3 protein-coding genes and 2 pseudogenes are annotated in these 3,032 nt (G+C 57.1%); all 5 read left to right on the forward strand.

Annotated features, from left to right (window positions below; translation table 11 throughout):
• A pseudogene (locus H7F11_RS16490) lies at positions 1-297 on the forward strand (integrase core domain-containing protein); the annotation flags it as partial.
• 3 nt (positions 298-300) lie between these two features.
• Positions 301-804, forward strand: coding sequence for a VPA1262 family N-terminal domain-containing protein (locus tag H7F11_RS16495; RefSeq protein WP_193649699.1), 504 nt, complete (start codon positions 301-303; stop codon positions 802-804).
• Positions 805-1,017: 213 nt separating this feature from the next.
• On the forward strand, positions 1,018-1,485 hold the full coding sequence (locus H7F11_RS16500; protein WP_193649700.1) for a hypothetical protein: 468 nt from the start codon (positions 1,018-1,020) through the stop codon (positions 1,483-1,485).
• Positions 1,445-2,803 carry a hypothetical protein gene (locus tag H7F11_RS16505; RefSeq protein WP_193649701.1) on the forward strand — a complete coding sequence of 453 codons (1,359 nt, stop codon included), beginning with the start codon at positions 1,445-1,447 and terminating at the stop codon, positions 2,801-2,803. Before H7F11_RS16500 ends, H7F11_RS16505 begins: the two co-directional genes overlap by 41 nt.
• Positions 2,804-3,032: pseudogene (locus H7F11_RS16510) on the forward strand (IS256 family transposase); the annotation flags it as partial. It abuts the gene before it with no gap.

Below are 3,032 nucleotides of genomic sequence, written 5' to 3' on the forward strand. Positions count from 1 at the left end.
CTGAAATACTGCCCACAGTGGCCGGAAAGCGGCTTTGCAAGCCTTGAAGCTGCCCGGATCTGGGTGCGTGACTTCATCGCCTGGTACAACCATGAGCATCGTCACAGCCGCATTCGCTTCGTCACCCCCGCCCAGCGCCATCGGGGCGAGGATCATGCACTGCTGACGAGGCGCCATGACCTCTATGAGGCGGCCAAGGCGAGAAACCCAGCGCGCTGGTCAGGCCACACACGCAATTGGACACCCGTCGGTGCGGTAGATCTGAACCCGCAGCGGCAGGATAAAAAGGTTACTTAAAAAATGGGGGACGCGACAACTACCTTGACAGACGCCGAAATTGTACAGTTTTTACATGCGGTTCCGCGCACACAGATCGACTTCACTATCCTCACGTCCAAGCTCGCCTTCGAGAGCACGCACGCCGACGACTGCCGCGTGCGGCAGGATGGCGCTCAGGAGTCAGTCAAGAACTCCACCAGTACAGTGGCTGAGGACGAAAGACTAACGAGTTTCGCTAGCGCGCTTGCGACGCTCAGTGCACGAGGAATGAAAAGTGTCACGACTTTGGTTTTGAGCGGGAAATCTCCACCGCTTCATGACCGGTTCTTGGTAATCGATGACGAGGTTCTGTTTCTCGGTAATTCGCTCAACGCGCTTGGAGAGCGCGCCTCGCTTATTCTTAGTGTACCGGACAGTGAGCCGATCCTCGCAAGGTTGAGGGCAATGGCAAAACTGGCGCTGCCATTTGAAGCATATGCTTCGCAGCGCCAGCCAGCACCAGCCTCACCTTCGGGAGGAACCTGACCTGTGGCATTGGCCCCTCCACGTCCTGTCAACGTGACCGCGCCTGTCACACGCCCCTATCCGGAGCCACAAATTCTCTGGCCAACATTCCCTGGCTACGGTGATGACAGCAGAAGTTCAGATTCCTGCGCGTTTCCTAGCTTGCCTGCTATCAAGGCCCGGCGGGCTGCGCGTCCAGCTGAAGTCCTCACCGCGTTTGTCGAGGCAGCCTGGATGGCCCAGGATCGCATACTCATCCTCGACGATTTTCTCTTCAAGCCGCAGGAAGGCCAATCCCTGCAGAGTCGGTACGATCAAATCCTCTTTTGGCTTCCCGACATTTTGGTTGCCAACGACATCAGGGTCCTGACCAACTCACACGAAGATCCGGCTGAGCAGGATGCGATACAAAAGCTATTCAATGAGCATGTTGCGACCATAAACCAACACAATCCTCGCCGCGCTGGCGCGGCGAGGATTGAGATCAGGTTTTCTCTCGGCAGAAGGTTTCCCTACGTGCATGACCGCTTCGCTATTATCGACGACGAGCTCTGGCACTTTGGGGCCACGGTTGGAGGACTCCACAGCCTCGTAAATGCAGCTACACGTGGCTGGAATGCTGAGACACACGACGCGGTACGCTTCTTTAAAGACGCCTGGGATGGCGATGACGATGTTCAACGCGGAGGCTTTCATGGTTGAGTGGCCGCAAGAGCGACGGCGGCGGCTAAGCAACCCAGCCCTTGCTCCGCAATGTCTTGCAGACATCCCTACGGACCTTCTCCGTGAGGTGGAAGGGTGCAACTCATTCGAAGCTCTGGTTCATGCCATAGTCGACGCCTTCAACGAAAAGGCAGATCCACAGGAAAAACTCACTAACCTGTCTACGAACATCGACCAACCGGACGCGTTTGGCGACTATGATGAAAACGTGCGCCAGGTTGTGCTGGCTCTAGCCTGCGTCAAGGCACTCCGAAAGATGCCCACACGCGAGATGTGGGAGTATCTTTGGTCTTTGGCCTGGCATTCTGCCCCGCTCGGAACCTTCCTGCCCCAAGTTGTTATTGCTGCCGCCACCACTGAAGCTGCGTTCCGAGACCAGTTCTTCGTGGTCGCCTGCAGCGTCGTCGAAGTAGCTGCTAAAAACCCGGGACGCCGCGCCATCCAGCGCGATAAGGAGGTTGGCGGAAATTTGAGGGAGCACTGGCAAAAGCATCCTCAGCTCGCAGCTCTTTGGCGTGGGGGCTTCGAGCATAGCTTCCATACGGTTAGTCAAGACGATGACCATATCCTGTCAATCGTTGCCGAGATCGATACGACCGAGTTTGTCCGGCTTCTCGCCCTCTACGATTACCCCGATCCGGTAGCGCATGCCCTTATGTGGTGCGGAGCGTCGTGGCGGTTTGAACGCTGGAAGGCCGTGGTATCGGTGGCACCAGCAGCCTTTAGTGAGCAGGCAGAATGGAACGGTTCCCTGATCCTGCCGCTCCTGCTAGGGATCGCGCGAGATCAGTTCCAGTTCGGGCTCGGCCGTGAGCCCGCCCCGAGCCAAGTTTCCGAAGTGACCGACGGTATCAAGCGGTTAGCCGCCGAGGTTGCAAAGACCATCGCGCCGCGCGCGGATGCCGTTGGATGCATGACGCGTTGGGGAAACTGGCTCGTCCGCACCGCCATTACTGCAGTATCGGCTAACCCGCTTCCGCATCCCACTGATGCCGCTTCGCAGGGCTTCATAGAGGACGCTCTTTTCGATGCTCTCATAGTCGAGATGCCTGCGGATATTTGGAGCCCGGAACCTGCACCGGATGCTGAAACCTGGGAACCTTGGTGTCAGTTCGTGGCCTGCGGCTTGATTGCATTAGCTGAGAAGGCTTCAATGCCTTCCTCAGCAAAATTCCTCGAGCAGTGGTGCATTTCCCCCGATGAATGGCCAGGAAAGCCCGGTCAAAATCTCAGGTTCCACGCTGCCCCCTTGAGCTATGCTCGAAAGTGGTGTACGGGCGCGTTACAACTGGCTTGAATGAGGTGGCGTACTGTTGCTACAAAGGGTTTCCGACTCAAAGAGCAACATAAGGAGTACGCCGTGGAAAAGAATACCGTAATAGCAGGTGGGATGGGAGAGTTGGGTCTGGGCATTGAAGGGATACTTCGACGCGCGGCACGCTCTCTGATTGAGCAGGCCATAGAGGCAGAGGTGGCGGTATTGCTGGAAGAATTTGCGACGGTGCGGATGGTTGATGGGCGTCAGG

Origin of the sequence: Acidithiobacillus sp. HP-2 (assembly GCF_015100155.1) — a bacterium.
Classification (GTDB): Bacteria; Pseudomonadota; Gammaproteobacteria; order Acidithiobacillales; family Acidithiobacillaceae; genus Acidithiobacillus.